The organism is Methylomusa anaerophila, assembly GCF_003966895.1.
Classification (GTDB): domain Bacteria; phylum Bacillota; class Negativicutes; order Sporomusales; family Sporomusaceae; genus Methylomusa; species Methylomusa anaerophila.
Window position 1 is genome coordinate 432,861 of sequence record NZ_AP018449.1, and the last position, 16,061, is coordinate 448,921.

Sequence of the window (16,061 nt, forward strand, 5' to 3'; positions counted from 1 at the left end):
TTTATCTAGCCGCGGGTACGCACGTCTGTCTATTACATTGCTTCGTCTGCCGGATAAACGCTAACTTGGCGATCATCGCGACCTTTGCGCTCAAAGGAGACTTTGCCGGCAACCATGGCATATAAAGTATCATCCTTGCCTATCCCTACATTATGGCCAGGGTGGAAATGTGTACCGCGCTGGCGAACCAGAATACTGCCGGCAGTTACGACTTCACCGGCGTGACGCTTGACACCAAGGCGTTTGGCTTCGCTGTCACGTCCGTTGCGGGAGCTGCCCACACCTTTCTTATGAGCAAACAACTGCAAATCAAAGGAATTAAATTTTAATTTCAGATCTTTCATGTTTTCTCACCTCCTGTAGTCAACAATACGAACACTCCTTGGATACAATTTAGCTATTTCGGTGAGTCCTAACACCATTGTTTCAAGCACAGCACCTGTCAACTGGTCAGGTTGCCCAACAAGCTCTATGGACAATCCATCTTTGGATTGTTTAACTTCAATATCACGGTGTAAATAACGTTCCAACCCCATAATTGCCGATTGCGTCAACGCCGAAACACCTGCACACACAATATCATGCCCATGGGGGCCGGCGTCTGCGTGTCCGGTGATACGGAATCCCTTGATATCATGAGGGGAACTACGCATAATTTCTGCTGTAATCATACCAAACCATTCACCTTTTAGTAGGGAACTGCTTATAAGCCGCCATGCTGCGTCGCCGCACAATCTGCGTTGCTATTATCTGCGACAAGTTACTTGCGTTGATAATACTAACGAAATCAGAATCGTGCTCCTGCGGTCCTCACTCCAGCGTACAACCAGTACGCTTGCGTTCCGGTTCTCGTCGCGCCTAGCAGCTGACGACTTCTAAGCAGTTCGAGGCAGTTGGTAAACGGGCGGATACAAGCTTACTTACTACTCATTTCTCTGTGTCCCTCGGCGTCCTCTGCGTCTCTGTGGTTCCGGTCTTTGGTCTTATGACGTTTTAGTTTTTAGGATAGTTCGAGGCATTTAATAATTTGAATAGATACGGCAGCCTTAAGCTTCGATCTTTTCAATGCGAACTTTGGTAAATGGCTGGCGATGGCCTTGCCGACGACGATAATTGGATTTGGCTTTATATTTAAATACTAGAATCTTCCTGCCTTTACCATGCTCGACCACTTGAGCGGTTACTTTGGCGCCGGAAACAACCGGCTTGCCAATGACCACTTCGCCGTCTTTAACCACGGTGAGAACACGGTCAAAATCCACAGACTCGCCTTCAGCCGCTTCAAGTTTCTCAATCGTAAGCACATCGCCTTCACTGACACGATATTGCTTGCCACCTGTCTCGATGATAGCGTACATTGTTGCACCTCCCCTACTACTAGACTCGCCGGATACGGTACGAATTCGGTTTAGAATCGGTTTAAAACCTCTCCGAGCGGTTGGCGCAGGCGACTTGCCTACAATCATTAATTTTAGCATACCGGAAATGCTATGTCAATAAATCAACAATCTTCTATGCAACAATCCTCTATCACATTTTTAGCGGGGAAAAGCGTAACATTCCATCAGTAACAAATAAGCCGGTCCTCTCAATCAACACAGCATCCTTTTTTACCGGCAGGCCAAATGAAATTATTAGGGCATCAACCAGCTCCGAGGGTTTGACACTTCCCTGCGGAGTAATCCTTAAAGCAACATCAAGACTGACGCTGTCTGTCAACAGATTATCCCCAGAGATCCTGACATCCTCGCCCATAAATTCTTTAATGTCAATCTCCCGTCGTCCTTTAGGCGATTCTTTCGTATATGGAACGCAGGACGCCGAATTAAACTGCCGAATACAATTCGTAACCTTCTCCCTATCTTCACCATTAGAAAGAGGTGCAACAACCCGATAAGCAGCCAAATTGACTATGGCCATAAGCGCCGGACTATGCTTTTCGATATATTTTGCCTCATTGAATGAGATTCCTGCCGGCAGCATTGGTTCCAGTCTATTTTTTATTTCTTGTAGATCTAATTCCCCGGTAAGCTCCACGTCCATATACTCTGCTAGACTGGTAACCCCGACCGCAAGGGCCGACGCAAAAGCCAGTTTCATGTGCGGATTGAACCCTTCTGAGTAGGAAACCGGTAACTTGGCCCGCCGCAGCGCGCGTTCAATGGTTCCGGCATAATCCAAATGCGATATGTAACGAATGGCTTCGCCTTTGGTAATCTCAAGTCTCAATTTCGCCACTACCTACACCCCCAGTCAACCGGATCAACGCCCAGTCCAGGGCACACGCCACAATCTGCGCACAAATCCCGCCGGCAGTCTTTTGTTACAGATTCGCTCAGGGCCTGTCCGTACTCCCGGACTAAAAAGGACTTGTCCACTCCTGAAGAAAGGTGATCCCATGGCAGTATTTCATCAAACTGCCGCTCCCGGTTGGCGTAAAACGCAGGATCTATGCCGGTTGCAACAAACGCCTCCATCCATACGTCGAATTTAAAATGCTCCGACCATCCGTCAAACCTTGCCCCATTCTGCCAAGCCTGATACAGAACCCGTCCTAAACGCCGGTCTCCCCGCGAAAATACTCCTTCCAAAAAGCTGGTGCGAGCATCGTGCCAATTCAGAGTAATATTACGGTCTTTGATCAATGACCGCAACAGTCTCTGTTTACGTTCGATTTCCTCTACCGGGTTTTGCCCAAACCACTGGAAAGGGGTATGGGGTTTGGGTACAAATGAAGAGACGCTAATCGTAACTTTAGCCCCGCGACGGCCTTTGATCTCTTTATACAGATTCATAACTTCCTGGGCTAAGTTGGCAATTCCGCTCACATCTTCATCTGTCTCGGTTGGTAAACCGATCATAAAGTAAAGCTTAACCGAAGACCAACCGGCGCAAAAAGCAGCGCCAACCGCAGTCAGCAAATCTTCGTGGGTAACTCCTTTATTGATTACATTCCGCATACGCTGAGTGCCGGCCTCGGGTGCGAAAGTCAGGCCGCTTTTTCGGACCTGTTGCACCTGTTTGGCCAACTCTATGGAAAAACTGTCAATTCTAAGGGAAGGCAGCGAAATACTCACTCCCTGATCTTTAAACCTGTCTATCAATGAATGAATTAGATCGGATAAACAGGAATAATCGGCAGAACTTAAGGATACAAGTGAAATTTCATTATAGCCGGTGTTGTCCACCAGTTCCTGCGCATGGGCCAGGAGTGTTTCCATTTTTCGTTCCCTGACCGGTCGGTAGATGGTTCCCGCCTGACAAAAACGGCACCCTCTGGTACAGCCGCGAAACAATTCCAGCATAATCCGGTTATGTACAATTTCAATGTACGGAACGATTGGCTTAGTTGCGAAATCGACGGCGTCCATATCTCTAACAACCCGCTTGCTAATAACCGGCTTAACTTCCGGGGACAATGGTTTTACCATGCTTACTCTACCGTCACTATGGTAAGAAACATCATAAAAGGCGGGTATATAAATGCCGTTAAGCCGGGCTAAATCTTTAAGCACTCCCTCCTTGCCGCCTGGTTTTCCCCGTTTTTTCCAGGCAGCTATTACTTCAACAGTTTCCTTGATTACTTCCTCCCCTTCTCCCAAAACAAAGAAATCGGTAAAATCCGCCATTGGCTCAGGATTGAACACGCACGGTCCGCCGCATGCCACCAGCGGCTGCCGTTCATTCCGTTCGCGGGCCAAAACGGGGATTCCGGCTAAGTCCAGCATATTGAGCACATTTGTATAACTGAGTTCATACTGCAAAGAAAAACCCACTACATCAAAATCCGCTACAGGACGCCTGGATTCAAGGGTAAACAAAGGGATGCCGCCAACTCGCATCTCCCTTTCCATATCCACCCAGGGAGCATACACTCTCTCCGCAGCAGTGTCTGATCGATTATTGAGAATCTGATACAATATTTTCAGTCCTAAATTGGACATGCCAACTTCATACACATCCGGCATAGCCAGGGCAAAATTGACAATAACAGCTGCCGGGTCTTTCACTACGCTGTTCCATTCATTTCCGGTATATCGGGCAGGTTTGGCAACGTGATTTAAAATAGCAGGGCTAAGTGCAACAATGGAACTCATCATCTACCTCCGCTGATTCATGGATAGTGGTTGTTTATTCAGGTATTCAGAAGTCAGGAGTCAGGAGTCAGGAGTCAGGAGTCAGGAGTCAGAATATATCTTGACGAGCGTTCTTTTATCCTGAAACCTGACTTCCGAATCCTATTTACTGACAAACATAGCATCAGGAATATTATGTATTTTCCCGCCGGAAATATCAAGAAATATTTCAACATGCTGCGCAAATTCTTATTTACTCAGATGATATACTGCCACGAACTATCCTGAAAATCTAAAAGACAAAGAAACCGGAACCACAGAGACGCCGAGGACACAGAGGAACACAGAAAAAAGATAACGAAGAGCGTTAAAAAATATAAATAAATCCCTCTGCGTTTCTCTGCGCCCTCGGCGCCTCTGCGGTAAAACGTTCTCCATTTTCCTTCCTTGAAGCATCGCAGATGTCGGTTTTTCATGAGTAATAAACGTGTATCCGCCAGTTTACCAACTGCCACGAACTGCTTAGAGATCGTTAGCTGCTAGGCGTGACGAGGACCGGAACTCCAGCGTACTGGACGTACGCCGGAGTGAGGACCGCAGGAACAACGACGCAGATGACGGTCTCTAAGCAGTTCCCCCCTTTAAGTTGACCAGTTATAAAAACTCTTTTATTTTGGCTTTTAGCCCCCGCGCAGGCAGCTCTTCCCAAACCTGTGTCTCTGTCAGCGTACCGCATAACCGGAAATTGTCATCAACAACCAGCACAATATAATACTGCTCCGGACCAAAAAGACGAATGATATCCCCCACGACAGCATTAGGAACGGCAGTAAAATGACTGGTCGGCAGTAAGCCATTGGCTGATAACGCGGCTTTTTTGCGCGCCATAACCCGCATAGTGCGAAACCCGGCCAGTTTTTGCTCAGCCTTAGCGGCCACACATAAAAATACCGCAGCAACGATCATTGTTATATTGATAGTCTTATCCAGCCAATAAGTTACTACCACACTAACAAGCAAAACCACACTGATCATTTTACCTATAGTAATTACCGTTGCTGTTGCTTTTTGGTAATCTTGCTTTTGAGCTAAAAGAGCTCTTACAATTCTTCCTCCGTCCAAAGGCAAAGCAGGCAGCAGATTGAATCCGGCAAGCATTGCATTAACATCAAAATAAAACCGATAAAAATCCTGCCACAAGCCTGCTTTGAGTATTCCGACATAACTGACAGCCGCCAGAGCCAGACTTATGAACGGTCCGGCGGCTGCTATCACAATTTCACTGGACGCACTTTTCTCCGACAGACGATCAATGCGGGCAATTGCCCCAAAAGGAAGGACCTCCACTTCCTTCACCTTGTATCCAAGGCTTCTTGCCATGAAAACATGTGCAAGTTCATGGAATATGACCGCGCTGAAAACAATTAAAACTTTTCCCGACATGCCGGCAACTACAAATAAGGAAATAATTAGCAAAAACCAGTTGTTCAGAATAATCTGAATACCAGCAACTTTACCAACCCTCATATAGCACTCCCTTGTGTTCTATTAGGTATTCAGCATTCAGAAGTCAGAATTCGGAATACTCGCGACAGCCGCTCCCTCTGACTTCTGACTCCTGACTTCTAAATCAGTTGACATCAGATTGGGGAAATTGCCCTTTGATGCGAGTCATTGGGTCTATCGCTGTACCGTTTTCACGCACCTCAAAATATAGAACCGGTGTATCGGTCATACCCGTCTGTCCCACTCTTGCAATAACCTGTCCCTGGCTAACGTTTTCTCCATCTTGGACCAATACCTCATTTAGATGCCCATACAAAGTCTCAATATTTTGACCGTGTTCAATTATTAATACTTTCCCCAACTGAGCACTTTCCGTAATTAATTTAATCTTTCCCGGCGCTGCAGCCTTTACACTCGCGCCCGCAGGAGCAGCGACGTCAATTCCTTCATGAAAGTTTTCCTGTTTCAATACCGGATGGCTACGCCAGCCGAAGGGTGACACAAGTTGTCCTTCCACCGGCTTAGTCATATACATCAAAGGATCCGCCGGTTTGGCAATTGTGTTTCGGATTTGCTTTACTACCGGCAAACTGGGCCAGTTTAGGGCATGGGGGAAGTACTTAGACCCGTATTCGGCCGCTCTGTCTGCCCAATAATCAACATCCACGTTTTGGGAAAGTATGTACCGTACGGCATTATCTGTTTGTAATCCAAGCCAGGTATCGGATAGGTGAGCCCCATATAGGACGACAAAAAGGCAAACTGCCGCAATCGGTTTCTTAAGCCACCCGTAATTAATTTTTTGGCAGTAGTAGTACTGCCAGGAGCTTTTATCAGAAGTTCTGAATCTTGACCTCAAATTAGATACTATGCGATTCCATATTTGTGCCATATTTACCTCCATAAATGGCTTAAGTACTCTTATGGAATATATATGACAAACCACATGAAATATAACAAGAAAAGGCGGGACGATCACCGCCCCGCCTTGAACATTATCCCTGTTGGAATCTAAAATAATATTTTTTGCCGTCGCATATAGATATTCAGCAATATCCCAATGCCAATCATATTGGTCGTTAATGAGCTTACCCCATAGCTCATTAACGGAAGGGGAATACCGGTAACCGGCATAATTCCTGCGGTCATGCCTACATTTATAAGAACATGGAAGGCAAGCATCGACGTAATTCCCGTCCCCAGCAGAGTACCGAAGTTATCCCGGGCGGCGCCGGCAATCTTAATGCAGCGATAGAGCAAAATGAAATATAATAATAAGATAAGAGTTGCCCCAACGAAGCCTAATTCTTCCCCAATAACGGCAAAAATAAAGTCGGTATGATTTTCAGGTAAAAAATTCAACTGACTCTGAGTACCGTTAAACAATCCCTTTCCGAATAGCATGCCCGAACCAATGGCTATTTTAGACTGAATGATATGATAACCGGAGCCTAATGGGTCAACATTGGGATCAAGGAACACGGTTAAGCGCGTTTTCTGATAGTCTTTTAAGAAATGCCAAAAGATCGGCATAACGGCTGCGCCGGCGCCAAAAATAGTCATTAAATAACGCGTACTAATGCCCGCCACAAAAATCATTCCAAACAAGATGGATAAAAACACCAGGGATGTTCCCAGGTCCGGCTGCTTTAAAACTAATACAAATGGTATACTTACGTAAATAAATATTGGAATTATTTCCTTAAAAGAGTTGAGTCTGCCGGAGCGCTTATCTAAAATTTGCGCTAAAGAAATAATCATAATTAGTTTGGAAAACTCGGATGGCTGTAAATTAATCGGTCCAATTTGAATCCATCTTTGGGCTCCCAAAGCTGACTGCCCCACAAACATTACGGCTAATAGCATACCCAAATTAATAATGTATAGTAAACCGGCAACCTTTTCCAAAGACCGGTAATCAAAGTTCAACATAAAAAATACAATAATTATGTTAGCCACGGCGAACACCCCCTGCCGTTCTACATACCAGTAACGGTCTTCACTGGGGTTGTTCACATGAGTCGCGCTGCCGATAATGATAAGACTGACCGCTACGATCAGTAGCGTTACACCTATCAGCACAAAATCTAAATTTCTCAGCAATCGCTGGTTAAGCATTATCACCCAAACCTTCCTGTGTTTATTCAATGCCTTATATATTATAATAGTATTTATCTAATGCGTCCAGTACTATATGGGGCGCATTAAAGAATTAAAATTATATCCGGGTATTAGGAACGCTTCGACGCTATCGCTTAACCTCAGCTTATCCTAATACCCGGATATCAATTCTTTAATGGGACATATCATATAACATTTACTTTTGGGACAGCCTCTTTATGCAACGACCTTATTCTGTCGGCATAACGCCGCGTTTCATCCGGTTTACCGGAATGTTGGCTATAAGAGCAACGGAAGAATTTGTTTTGGTCAGATTAATTTCCATTTGACTCTCATTTATTTCCATATAATTAGATATCACTTTGATCATATCATCTTTGATAATTTCCATAAATTGAGGTGATACGTTAACCCTGTCGTGAACAAGCACCAAACGTAAGCGTTCTTTAGCAATATCTTTCGAACCGGACGGTTCTTTGCCAAAAAACTTTTGTATCAATTCAAGCACCACACTGTTCCCTCCTTTTATGAATCGCACTAAGGTTAAAATCCCAATGCTTTTTTGAAGCGTCCCCAAAAACCTTGATTGGTCTCCAGTGTCATTAAAGGTACGTTTTCCCCCATTAACCGCCGTACAATATTTCTGTAAGCCACGCCGGCCAAGGATGCAGGATTGGCAATCGCCGGTTCACCCCGGTTAGTGGATATAACGATGTACTCATCCTCCGGTATAATACCCAGCAAATCTACTGCCAAAATCTCAATGATGTCGTCAATGTCCATCATATCGCCTTTTTGAACCATTAACGGGCGAATACGATTTACTATTAATTTGGGGTTATGTTTTCCTTCCGATTCCAAAAGTCCGATAATTCTATCCGCATCCCGTACTGCAGATACTTCAGGCGTCGTTACAATCACTGCTTTGTCGGCACCGGCGATAGCATTGCGAAAGCCTTGTTCAATTCCAGCCGGACAGTCAATAATAACATACTCGAACTCCTGGGCCAGTTCGTGACAAAGTTGTTTCATCTGATCAGGAGTTACTGCATTTTTGTCTCTGGTTTGAGCAGCAGGAAGCAAATAGAGTGTCTCATAGCGTTTATCCCGAATGAGTGCTTGTTTTAAACGGCAATTTCCTTCCGTAACGTCAATAAGATCGTAAACAATTCGGTTTTCCAGTCCCATAACCACATCCAAATTTCTGAGGCCGATATCAGCGTCCAGCAATACAACACGTTTGCCTAAGAGAGCAAAGCCGGTCCCGATATTTGCCGTCGCAGTGGTTTTACCTACACCGCCTTTACCTGAAGTTATGACAATTATTTCTCCCATATTTCTCCTCCTGTCATCTCACACCTTCTTATCACTCGGTTCGATAACTACTATGCCGCGGGCAATTCGAGCTGTTTCAGGATAATCCGGTTCATCGGAATTATCCGGCGCCCGTGCAATAATTCCAGCTATTCTTAATTGTGCCGCCATAAGTTTGGTAGCGGTAACCCTGGCTTTTTCATTGCCGCAAGAACCGGCATGCGCCAAGCCCCGGCAAGTCCCATGCACTGTAATGTCGCCGCCGGCAACCACTTGCGCCCCGGGATTAACATCACCCATTATTATTACGTTTCCATCGTAAACGATTTTTTGACCACTACGTAACATTCTGGTAACAATTAGGGTTTTACTGCCATCCGCTTCCTGCTGGTATTCCAACGGAACCTCTGTCGCAAGTTTCGTCTCAGCCTTAACGGATTCGATGATTTCACCGGGAGATAATCCATAATCTGCCAGGAGATTAATCACCTGCCACCGTTCTTCCGGAGTTAAGTCGCCACATTCAGGTGTTAAATTGACAGTAGCACCACTGGTGAAAAAATGTGCAGCCGATTCCAGTTTAGTTTTGAGTTGATCTAATATGTGAGAAAAATCGGCAGAAGCATTAAGAATTAGTTGCAACCCACCTTTGCTACCTTTGAACACAACATCTTCGCGCATACTGTCTCCTAAATTTTACCACATGATACTATCTATATGTCAACTAAAATTCGCCTCTCTTACCACTTTTCCTTCAAAATAGGAATAAAATCTTAACAAAAAGCGAAGGATTAAAGAATTAAATGACTGGGTTCCCATGGGAACCCAGTCGAAATGGTCTTATTTTTTCCGGCGATATAATCTAATCTATCCGCGGCCGAGCAGTAGCCGGAAAATAAGGCGATGAATGGGAATACTAAACGCTAAATTATACGCCAATGTGGGCAGCACCTGATTAAATACGAGAAAAAGAAATTCAACTTTGTATCCCCAAAAATATATTAGAGTGAATACAAAACAAGCATTAAAAAACGTAGCCATTGTTACTGCAAGTAAAGGCAGCAGTATGTTTTCCTTAAATACTTTGCCTTCCGCCAGACCGGCGATATATCCGGCAGCCATCTTCGCCAAAGTGTTCAAACCAAATATGTTGCCGGAAGCCAAATCTTGCAAGATTCCGGCAAAGAAACCGACGCCGACGCCAATTTCTTTTCCGCGCAGAAGTCCGGCAGATACTACGATAATAAGGAGTAAATCAGGCCTTGCACCGAAGGATAGAAATAGGGGAAGAAAAGCTGCCTGAAAGGCTAGACAACTTAAAAGTAAAAGACTCCAAAGCACTGCCATTCTCATTGCCCAGTCGCTCCTTTAGGCTGAACAGGGGACGGCGTCTGCCCCCCTTGCGGCGGCAGCGTTGGGATAGGTTTACGGGACCGGGTGATAATAAAGACCTCTTCCAGTTTGTCAAAATCCACAGCCGGTCGCAAGATTGCGTATTTTAGCAAACCGCCTTCTTCATTTACAATATCACCCACTTCGCCGATTAGAAGGCCTTTGGGATAGATTCCTCCGTATCCTGAAGTGACAATTTTATCGCCCTTAATGATATCTGCGTCCCGGGATAGGTTAACCATACGGGGAGCTAACGGGTTTGCGCCATTACCCTCAACAATAGCGGCTACTCTTGACTCCGGTCGCTGCACCAGGCACCCCACAGCGCTGCGAGGATCAAGAATAAGTTGAACTTTGGCGGAATGAGGATAGACATTTACAACGCTTCCTACTAAACCTTGGGGAGTTACCACTGCCATATCCTTGGCTATACCGTCTGCTGTGCCGCGATTTAATACTATGACACTGGTCCATGTACCTGGATCACGGGCAATGATCTGCGCTATAACAAAATCAAACTGCGGAGCCGCCTGTTTATAATCCAGCATAACCCGCAGCCGAGCGTTTTCAGCCAAAACCTCAGTGGAATTAATATTATTTTGACGAAGCTCTTCAATTTGTGCTTTTAAAGTCTGGTTATCCCGGTACACCGTAAATATTTCCCCGGTAAACGAAGCAGCTTCACGTATGCTGTGTCCAACCTTTGCCAAGACATATTCAACCGGTGCCAACACTGTGATGATAACTTGTTCTACGAAATAGAACTGATGTTTTCCAGTTGCAACCGAACCTGCCAGCAAAAAGACGGTTAGCACCGCCACGATCAGGATGACCGCCTTTTTGTGAAATAACTGCACTATCCGGCCCCCCCTGTCTATATATGTCATTAAGAATTGACATCCGGGTATAGGATAAGCTGAGGTTAAGCGACAGCGTCGAAGCGTTCCTAATACCCGGATATAATTTCAATTCTTTAATGTATTCCCTATAGTTAAATGAACTTTGTACACTCCCTTTGCGAGCTACAGGCTAGCTGAGTTTTTTAGGCGACATAAGAACCCGCTTCAATAGGTCGATGCTTTCCATGGCGCCACCTGTGCCTATTGCCACACAAGATAAGGAATCCTCGGCGATGTGCACCGGCATGCCGGTTTCCTTATTCAATAAGGTATCCAATCCTTTTAACAGCGATCCACCGCCGGTCATTACAATGCCGCGATCCATGATATCGGATGCAAGTTCCGGCGGCGTTTTTTCCAAGGTCACTTTTACAGCTTCAATTATACCGGCGACAGGTTCACTTAACGCCATCTGAACTTCGCTTGCTTTAATCGTTAGTGTTTTCGGCAAACCGGACACGAGGTCCCGCCCGCGAACATCCATCTGCTCGTCCATGTTTGGAGGTATGGCTGAACCTACGGAAATCTTCACCTCTTCCGCTGTTCGTTCACCAATCATGAGGTTATAAGTCCTTTTAATATATTGAACAATAGCTTCATCCATCTCATCGCCGCCAAGGCGAATGGAACGACTGGTAACAATACCGCCGAGGGAGATGACTGCAACTTCGGTGGTGCCGCCGCCAATATCCACAACCATATTACCGGTTGGTTCGTGCACAGGCAGGCCGGCGCCGATAGCGGCTGCCATCGGCTCCTCAATCAGATAGGCCTCCCTGGCTCCGGCTTGAATCGTAGCGTCAATTACCGCCCGTTTCTCAACTTCGGTTACACCGGAAGGAACCCCGACAACGACTCGCGGTCTGATAAATGACTTAGAATCCATGGCCTTGCGGATAAAGTACTTAAGCATAGCCTGGGTAACATCAAAGTCGGCAATTACTCCGTCTTTAAGAGGTCTTATGGCAACAATGTTACCAGGTGTACGACCAATCATCTGCTTAGCTTCCTCACCAACGGCCAGCACTTCGCCGGTGTCTCGCTGGATAGCAACAACGGATGGTTCTCTAAGTACAATCCCCCTGCCTTTAACATGCACTAACGTATTGGCAGTGCCAAGGTCTATTCCCATGTCCCGTGACAACGAGCCAAATAAATTCATTATCAGCAACCCCCTTAATTTCAAAACCCATTATATTATTCCCTTTTCCTTGAAACTAACATACTTACCATCGCCGATTATTACATGGTCAAGAACTGAGATGTCAAGAAGCAAACCCGCTTCTATTAGCTTTTTGGTTAAAGCAATATCCTCCTGACTTGGGGTAGGATCACCGCTAGGATGATTATGTACCAGTATTACTGAAGCTGCACTGTGGGTAATTGCCTCGCGGAACAGTTCCCGCGGGTGCACAATCGATGCGTTTAAACTTCCAATTGATATGGTAGAGCGGGCAATAACCTGATTTTTAGTTGACAATAGTAATGCTATAAAGTGTTCTTTAGCTTCATAACGCAAATTGGGCATGATCAATTCCGCAGCGTCTTTCGGCGAACGAATTACCGGCCGTACATCGGGAACCTTGCTGCTTAGCCGCTTGCCAAGTTCAATTCCCGCAACCACAGTAACGGCTTTAACCAATCCGATTCCTAAAGTTTTACTAAGTTCCTGGGGGGAGATACTTCCTAAACCTGATAAATCATACTTTGCCAAGAGATATTCGGCCAGCCGGTGTACCGGCATATTTTTCATTCCGGTACGAAGGAGAATTGCCAGAAGTTCAGCCTCACTCAGAGAGTAAGCCCCCTTGGCCAGCATCTTTTCCCTGGGTCTTTCGGTCTGAGGCAATTCTTTCATCATCAATGTCTTTTCGGAACTCATAAGAACCTTACCCCGGCTTTCTCCATAAGACGGGCTAAAGTAACCAAAGGCAAACCAACAACGTTAGAATAACAGCCGCTGATACTTTCCACCAAAAGAGCACCCTTACCTTGTATCGCATAAGCACCGGCTTTATCCATCGGCTCACCGGTAGCGATGTAGCTTTCTATCTCATGGCAACAAAGCTGTTTAAGATGTACTTGGGTTACTGCAAAATCAGTCCATATGCGGCGCCCTTTGATTACGGAAACGCCAGTAATCACGTGATGCTCCTGACCGGATAATTCGGTAAGCATGTTAATAGCATCTTCTTTATCTTTCGGCTTACCAAAGATTTTTCCTTTATGTACGACAATGGTATCCGCGCCAATAACAATATCGTCGTCCGCGACCAATTTTTGACCCGCAACCGCCAAGGCTTTGTCCCTGGCGTGAAATACCGCCAGTTGCGCAGGCGGCAGCTTTTTTTGATTGTCCTCTTCAACCTGACTGGCAATTACCTCAAACTGGCATCCAATCTGTAAAAGTAACTCATACCGGCGAGGAGATGCTGAAGCCAAAATAATTTTCATACAAGGACCCCCTACTAAAGAGGCTGTTTCAAATAGTTACATAGTTATTCATAGTTATTCATAGTTATTCATAGTTATTCATAGTTATTGTTTATTTTAAAACCGGCGAAATAGTACAATAGCGGCAATAATCCCTAATATACTCATTAAATTGGGATAAAGAGCAAAACCGAGGACAAATTTAATGACATACAAATTAACTGTAACAGGCGGAAGGTCAAAAATGGGAAACTGTTTAACCAGATAAGGCGCCACACCCGTTAAAAAACTTGAATTGGCGGCAAACTCCCCCAGTATACCGCCCAGTACGGCCCCGGTGATTAGAAATAAGGCCATCATTCCCCAGCTTTTACTGCCGCTTGAATTTCCCCGATCATTTTTCAATTTTGCTACCTCCCTCATGATATAACATAACTAACGCCGTAACTGCATAGGAGCCTTGTCCAACAGGTAAATGACTACTGCTCCGGTAAAAAAACCGGTAGGAACGGCAAACAATATCAGATACGGTGTATACCATAGAAGGCTTGCACTGGATACCAGAATGGACGCAAATACAACTTGCGCAATATTATGGACCGTTGCGCCCAACATGCTAACTCCCACTACCGAGAACATTCCCCGGAAACGGTTGTAACTATAAGTCATAACTGCAAGACTGGTAAGGGCCCCCCCCATACTCATTACAAAAGCCGGACCGAACAAAGCCCCGCTAAATAATGAACCGAGAATGACCCTAACAACTGCTATGTATAAAGCGTCCCGCCAGGTAAACACAACTATAGCGTATAATGAAACAATGTTAGCTAAACCTAACTTGGCGCCAGGTAATGGAAGCAATAAAGGCAGCCAGCCTTCCATCACATGTAATATGCCAGCTATGGCAACCAGTAAGGCCAATAAAACTATACGCCTGGTATTACTCATTAAATATCCCCGGTTCATCGTACAATATCATCTATCTCGGTTGCTTTGGCAGACACAATCTTGATTACAACGCGATACGGCAAACATACAATTTGCTGCGGCGGAACACTGATCCAGCCGGTTTTAACACAAATCTGATCAGGACAGTCGGCTTCGCGGACATGTATTTTCCGTCCATCCACCTCGATAATGTCATAGTTTTCCTTACCACCAATCCGGATTTCTTCATGATAACCATCCCTTAAAGGTATGGTTCTAAGCCACTGGCCGGCAACACTTATTTCCGCCCTTTGTTCGGCATTGGCGGTAAAAAAAATTAAGTTAAACACTATTCCCATAGTGGAAAAAACAATCAGGCAAAGGATTAACCATTTATCAGCTCGTGTCAACTTAAAAGCTATTTTGTCCATATTCTATTATATTTTACATTAAAAAAAAGTAATATGCAAATAAATAAAATACGAGGAGGCATACGCCCCCTCGCAACCAAATTTGCCACTATTTAGGCCGAAATAGGCTCTTCATTACCAGGAACGACGCCGAGAACAGCCTTGCGGATGGCTTTAGTAGGACACTTGGCAAGGCACTTGGGATCGGAGCATTTCTCCATACAAACCTTGGCATCAACAACAGCAAGATTATTATCCATCTTAACCGCGCCATAGGGGCATTCTTTCATACATAGTGTGCAGCCGATACAAGCGGCACTGCAAGCCTTCTTGGCAACTGCGCCTTTATCATGAGACATACAGTTGACGCGGACGTGAGCGCCGATCGGCATCATAGCAATAACACTTTTCGGGCAAACTGTTTCGCACTTGCCGCAGCCGGTGCATTTATCCGGATCGATGACCGGAATGCCGTCATCACTCATAGTCATGGCATCAAAAGGACAACTGCGCACACAGGTTCCAAGCCCCAGACAACCGTATTTACAAGTTTTGGGCCCGCCAAACAAGAGATTGGCAGCTACACAGTCTTGGACACCCTGATATTCACTAGCCTTCACTGCCTTGGCCCGGGTACCGGCGCATTTTACCTGGGCAATACGCGGTTCAACTGCTGCGGCAGCTTTACCGGTAAGATCCGCAACCAGTTTGGCCACGGTATCTTTGCCCGGTATGCAAAGATTGGGCGGCACATCCGGATTCATTACCACCGCTTCGGCATAAGCCATACAGCCGGCATAACCGCAAGCGCCGCATTGCCCTTTAGGCAGTACATCTTCCACGATGTGGATCAAAGGATTTACTTCAATGGCAAACTTTTTATTGGCGTAAGCCAGGACAAGCCCAAAGATTACACCCAGACCAGTCATAACAGCGAGTATTACGATCGCCTGTTGAATAAGTGATTGTTCCATTTCTTTTCT

The 16,061-nt window shown here is 45.5% G+C and carries 20 protein-coding genes; all 20 read right to left on the bottom strand.

The genetic code is table 11. The features are described from left to right. Positions 1 to 32: 32 nt before the first annotated feature. The 20 genes from rpmA to rnfB all read right to left on the bottom strand — a co-directional run bounded on the left by rpmA (position 33) and on the right by rnfB (position 16,052). A complete protein-coding gene (rpmA, locus tag MAMMFC1_RS01870) occupies positions 33 to 344 on the bottom strand; it encodes a 50S ribosomal protein L27 (protein ID WP_126305976.1) in 312 nt (103 codons plus the stop codon). 6 nt (positions 345 to 350) lie between these two features. After that, positions 351 to 671: a ribosomal-processing cysteine protease Prp gene (locus MAMMFC1_RS01875; protein ID WP_126305978.1), complete on the bottom strand. Its 321-nt coding sequence runs from the start codon at positions 669 to 671 to the stop codon at positions 351 to 353. A gap of 375 nt (positions 672 to 1,046) precedes the next feature. Beyond that, positions 1,047 to 1,358: a 50S ribosomal protein L21 gene (gene rplU / locus MAMMFC1_RS01880; RefSeq protein ID WP_126305980.1), complete on the bottom strand. Its 312-nt coding sequence runs from the start codon at positions 1,356 to 1,358 to the stop codon at positions 1,047 to 1,049. Between the two features lie 172 nt (positions 1,359 to 1,530). Continuing rightward, on the bottom strand, positions 1,531 to 2,238 hold the full coding sequence (locus MAMMFC1_RS01885; protein WP_126305982.1) for a TIGR03936 family radical SAM-associated protein: 708 nt from the start codon (positions 2,236 to 2,238) through the stop codon (positions 1,531 to 1,533). Further along, complete coding sequence (locus MAMMFC1_RS01890; RefSeq protein WP_126310387.1) at positions 2,238 to 4,088, bottom strand: TIGR03960 family B12-binding radical SAM protein; 1,851 nt, start codon at positions 4,086 to 4,088, stop codon at positions 2,238 to 2,240. Before MAMMFC1_RS01890 ends, MAMMFC1_RS01885 begins: the two co-directional genes overlap by 1 nt. Positions 4,089 to 4,730: 642 nt before the next feature. Beyond that, complete coding sequence (locus MAMMFC1_RS01895) at positions 4,731 to 5,603, bottom strand: M50 family metallopeptidase (protein ID WP_126305984.1); 873 nt, start codon at positions 5,601 to 5,603, stop codon at positions 4,731 to 4,733. 103 nt (positions 5,604 to 5,706) lie between these two features. Further along, entirely contained in the window at positions 5,707 to 6,474 is a 768-nt protein-coding gene (locus tag MAMMFC1_RS01900; RefSeq protein ID WP_126305986.1) for a M23 family metallopeptidase, read from the bottom strand. A 119-nt stretch (positions 6,475 to 6,593) separates the two neighbouring features. Next, positions 6,594 to 7,700: a rod shape-determining protein RodA gene (rodA, locus tag MAMMFC1_RS01905; protein WP_126310388.1), complete on the bottom strand. Its 1,107-nt coding sequence runs from the start codon at positions 7,698 to 7,700 to the stop codon at positions 6,594 to 6,596. Between the two features lie 232 nt (positions 7,701 to 7,932). Then, entirely contained in the window at positions 7,933 to 8,211 is a 279-nt protein-coding gene (minE, locus tag MAMMFC1_RS01910) for a cell division topological specificity factor MinE (RefSeq protein WP_126310389.1), read from the bottom strand. A gap of 35 nt (positions 8,212 to 8,246) precedes the next feature. Next, complete coding sequence (gene minD, locus MAMMFC1_RS01915) at positions 8,247 to 9,038, bottom strand: septum site-determining protein MinD (protein ID WP_126305988.1); 792 nt, start codon at positions 9,036 to 9,038, stop codon at positions 8,247 to 8,249. An 18-nt stretch (positions 9,039 to 9,056) separates the two neighbouring features. Beyond that, positions 9,057 to 9,698, bottom strand: coding sequence for a septum site-determining protein MinC (minC, locus tag MAMMFC1_RS01920; protein WP_126305990.1), 642 nt, complete (start codon positions 9,696 to 9,698; stop codon positions 9,057 to 9,059). A 186-nt stretch (positions 9,699 to 9,884) separates the two neighbouring features. After that, positions 9,885 to 10,370, bottom strand: a complete 486-nt coding sequence (gene mreD, locus MAMMFC1_RS01925) for a rod shape-determining protein MreD (RefSeq protein WP_126305992.1) — start codon at positions 10,368 to 10,370, stop codon at positions 9,885 to 9,887. After that, entirely contained in the window at positions 10,367 to 11,266 is a 900-nt protein-coding gene (gene mreC / locus MAMMFC1_RS01930) for a rod shape-determining protein MreC (protein ID WP_126305994.1), read from the bottom strand. The genes mreD and mreC overlap by 4 nt, the downstream gene beginning before the upstream one ends. 172 nt (positions 11,267 to 11,438) lie before the next feature. Then, positions 11,439 to 12,473, bottom strand: coding sequence for a rod shape-determining protein (locus MAMMFC1_RS01935; protein ID WP_126310390.1), 1,035 nt, complete (start codon positions 12,471 to 12,473; stop codon positions 11,439 to 11,441). Between the two features lie 27 nt (positions 12,474 to 12,500). Then, on the bottom strand, positions 12,501 to 13,190 hold the full coding sequence (radC, locus tag MAMMFC1_RS01940; RefSeq protein WP_126305996.1) for a RadC family protein: 690 nt from the start codon (positions 13,188 to 13,190) through the stop codon (positions 12,501 to 12,503). Then, entirely contained in the window at positions 13,187 to 13,762 is a 576-nt protein-coding gene (locus MAMMFC1_RS01945; RefSeq protein WP_126305998.1) for a Maf family protein, read from the bottom strand. The genes radC and MAMMFC1_RS01945 overlap by 4 nt, the downstream gene beginning before the upstream one ends. Before the next feature lie 96 nt (positions 13,763 to 13,858). Continuing rightward, a complete protein-coding gene (locus tag MAMMFC1_RS01950; protein ID WP_324332298.1) occupies positions 13,859 to 14,146 on the bottom strand; it encodes a DUF4321 domain-containing protein in 288 nt (95 codons plus the stop codon). Positions 14,147 to 14,176: 30 nt separating this feature from the next. Then, entirely contained in the window at positions 14,177 to 14,689 is a 513-nt protein-coding gene (locus MAMMFC1_RS01955) for a Gx transporter family protein (protein ID WP_126306000.1), read from the bottom strand. A gap of 14 nt (positions 14,690 to 14,703) precedes the next feature. Further along, the gene (locus tag MAMMFC1_RS01960; RefSeq protein ID WP_126306002.1) at positions 14,704 to 15,099 is read right to left on the bottom strand and encodes a NusG domain II-containing protein; all 396 of its coding nucleotides are present in this window, start codon (positions 15,097 to 15,099) and stop codon (positions 14,704 to 14,706) included. A gap of 92 nt (positions 15,100 to 15,191) precedes the next feature. After that, positions 15,192 to 16,052, bottom strand: coding sequence for an RnfABCDGE type electron transport complex subunit B (gene rnfB, locus MAMMFC1_RS01965; protein WP_232035617.1), 861 nt, complete (start codon positions 16,050 to 16,052; stop codon positions 15,192 to 15,194). Between the last annotated feature and the right edge of the window lie 9 nt (positions 16,053 to 16,061).

What these genes read in the sequence shown, in the direction of transcription:
- minC (WP_126305990.1), bottom strand. Translation starts at nt 9,698, where the DNA reads ATGCGCGAAGATGTTGTGTTCAAAGGTAGCAAAGGTGGGTTGCAACTA.
- mreD (WP_126305992.1), bottom strand. Translation starts at nt 10,370, where the DNA reads ATGAGAATGGCAGTGCTTTGGAGTCTTTTACTTTTAAGTTGTCTAGCC.
- rnfB (WP_232035617.1), bottom strand. Translation starts at nt 16,052, where the DNA reads ATGGAACAATCACTTATTCAACAGGCGATCGTAATACTCGCTGTTATG.
- MAMMFC1_RS01960 (WP_126306002.1), bottom strand. Translation starts at nt 15,099, where the DNA reads ATGGACAAAATAGCTTTTAAGTTGACACGAGCTGATAAATGGTTAATC.
- MAMMFC1_RS01955 (WP_126306000.1), bottom strand. Translation starts at nt 14,689, where the DNA reads ATGAGTAATACCAGGCGTATAGTTTTATTGGCCTTACTGGTTGCCATA.
- MAMMFC1_RS01895 (WP_126305984.1), bottom strand. Translation starts at nt 5,603, where the DNA reads ATGAGGGTTGGTAAAGTTGCTGGTATTCAGATTATTCTGAACAACTGG.
- minD (WP_126305988.1), bottom strand. Translation starts at nt 9,038, where the DNA reads ATGGGAGAAATAATTGTCATAACTTCAGGTAAAGGCGGTGTAGGTAAA.
- MAMMFC1_RS01875 (WP_126305978.1), bottom strand. Translation starts at nt 671, where the DNA reads ATGATTACAGCAGAAATTATGCGTAGTTCCCCTCATGATATCAAGGGA.
- MAMMFC1_RS01945 (WP_126305998.1), bottom strand. Translation starts at nt 13,762, where the DNA reads ATGAAAATTATTTTGGCTTCAGCATCTCCTCGCCGGTATGAGTTACTT.
- radC (WP_126305996.1), bottom strand. Translation starts at nt 13,190, where the DNA reads ATGAGTTCCGAAAAGACATTGATGATGAAAGAATTGCCTCAGACCGAA.
- rplU (WP_126305980.1), bottom strand. Translation starts at nt 1,358, where the DNA reads ATGTACGCTATCATCGAGACAGGTGGCAAGCAATATCGTGTCAGTGAA.
- MAMMFC1_RS01900 (WP_126305986.1), bottom strand. Translation starts at nt 6,474, where the DNA reads ATGGCACAAATATGGAATCGCATAGTATCTAATTTGAGGTCAAGATTC.
- rodA (WP_126310388.1), bottom strand. Translation starts at nt 7,700, where the DNA reads ATGCTTAACCAGCGATTGCTGAGAAATTTAGATTTTGTGCTGATAGGT.
- rpmA (WP_126305976.1), bottom strand. Translation starts at nt 344, where the DNA reads ATGAAAGATCTGAAATTAAAATTTAATTCCTTTGATTTGCAGTTGTTT.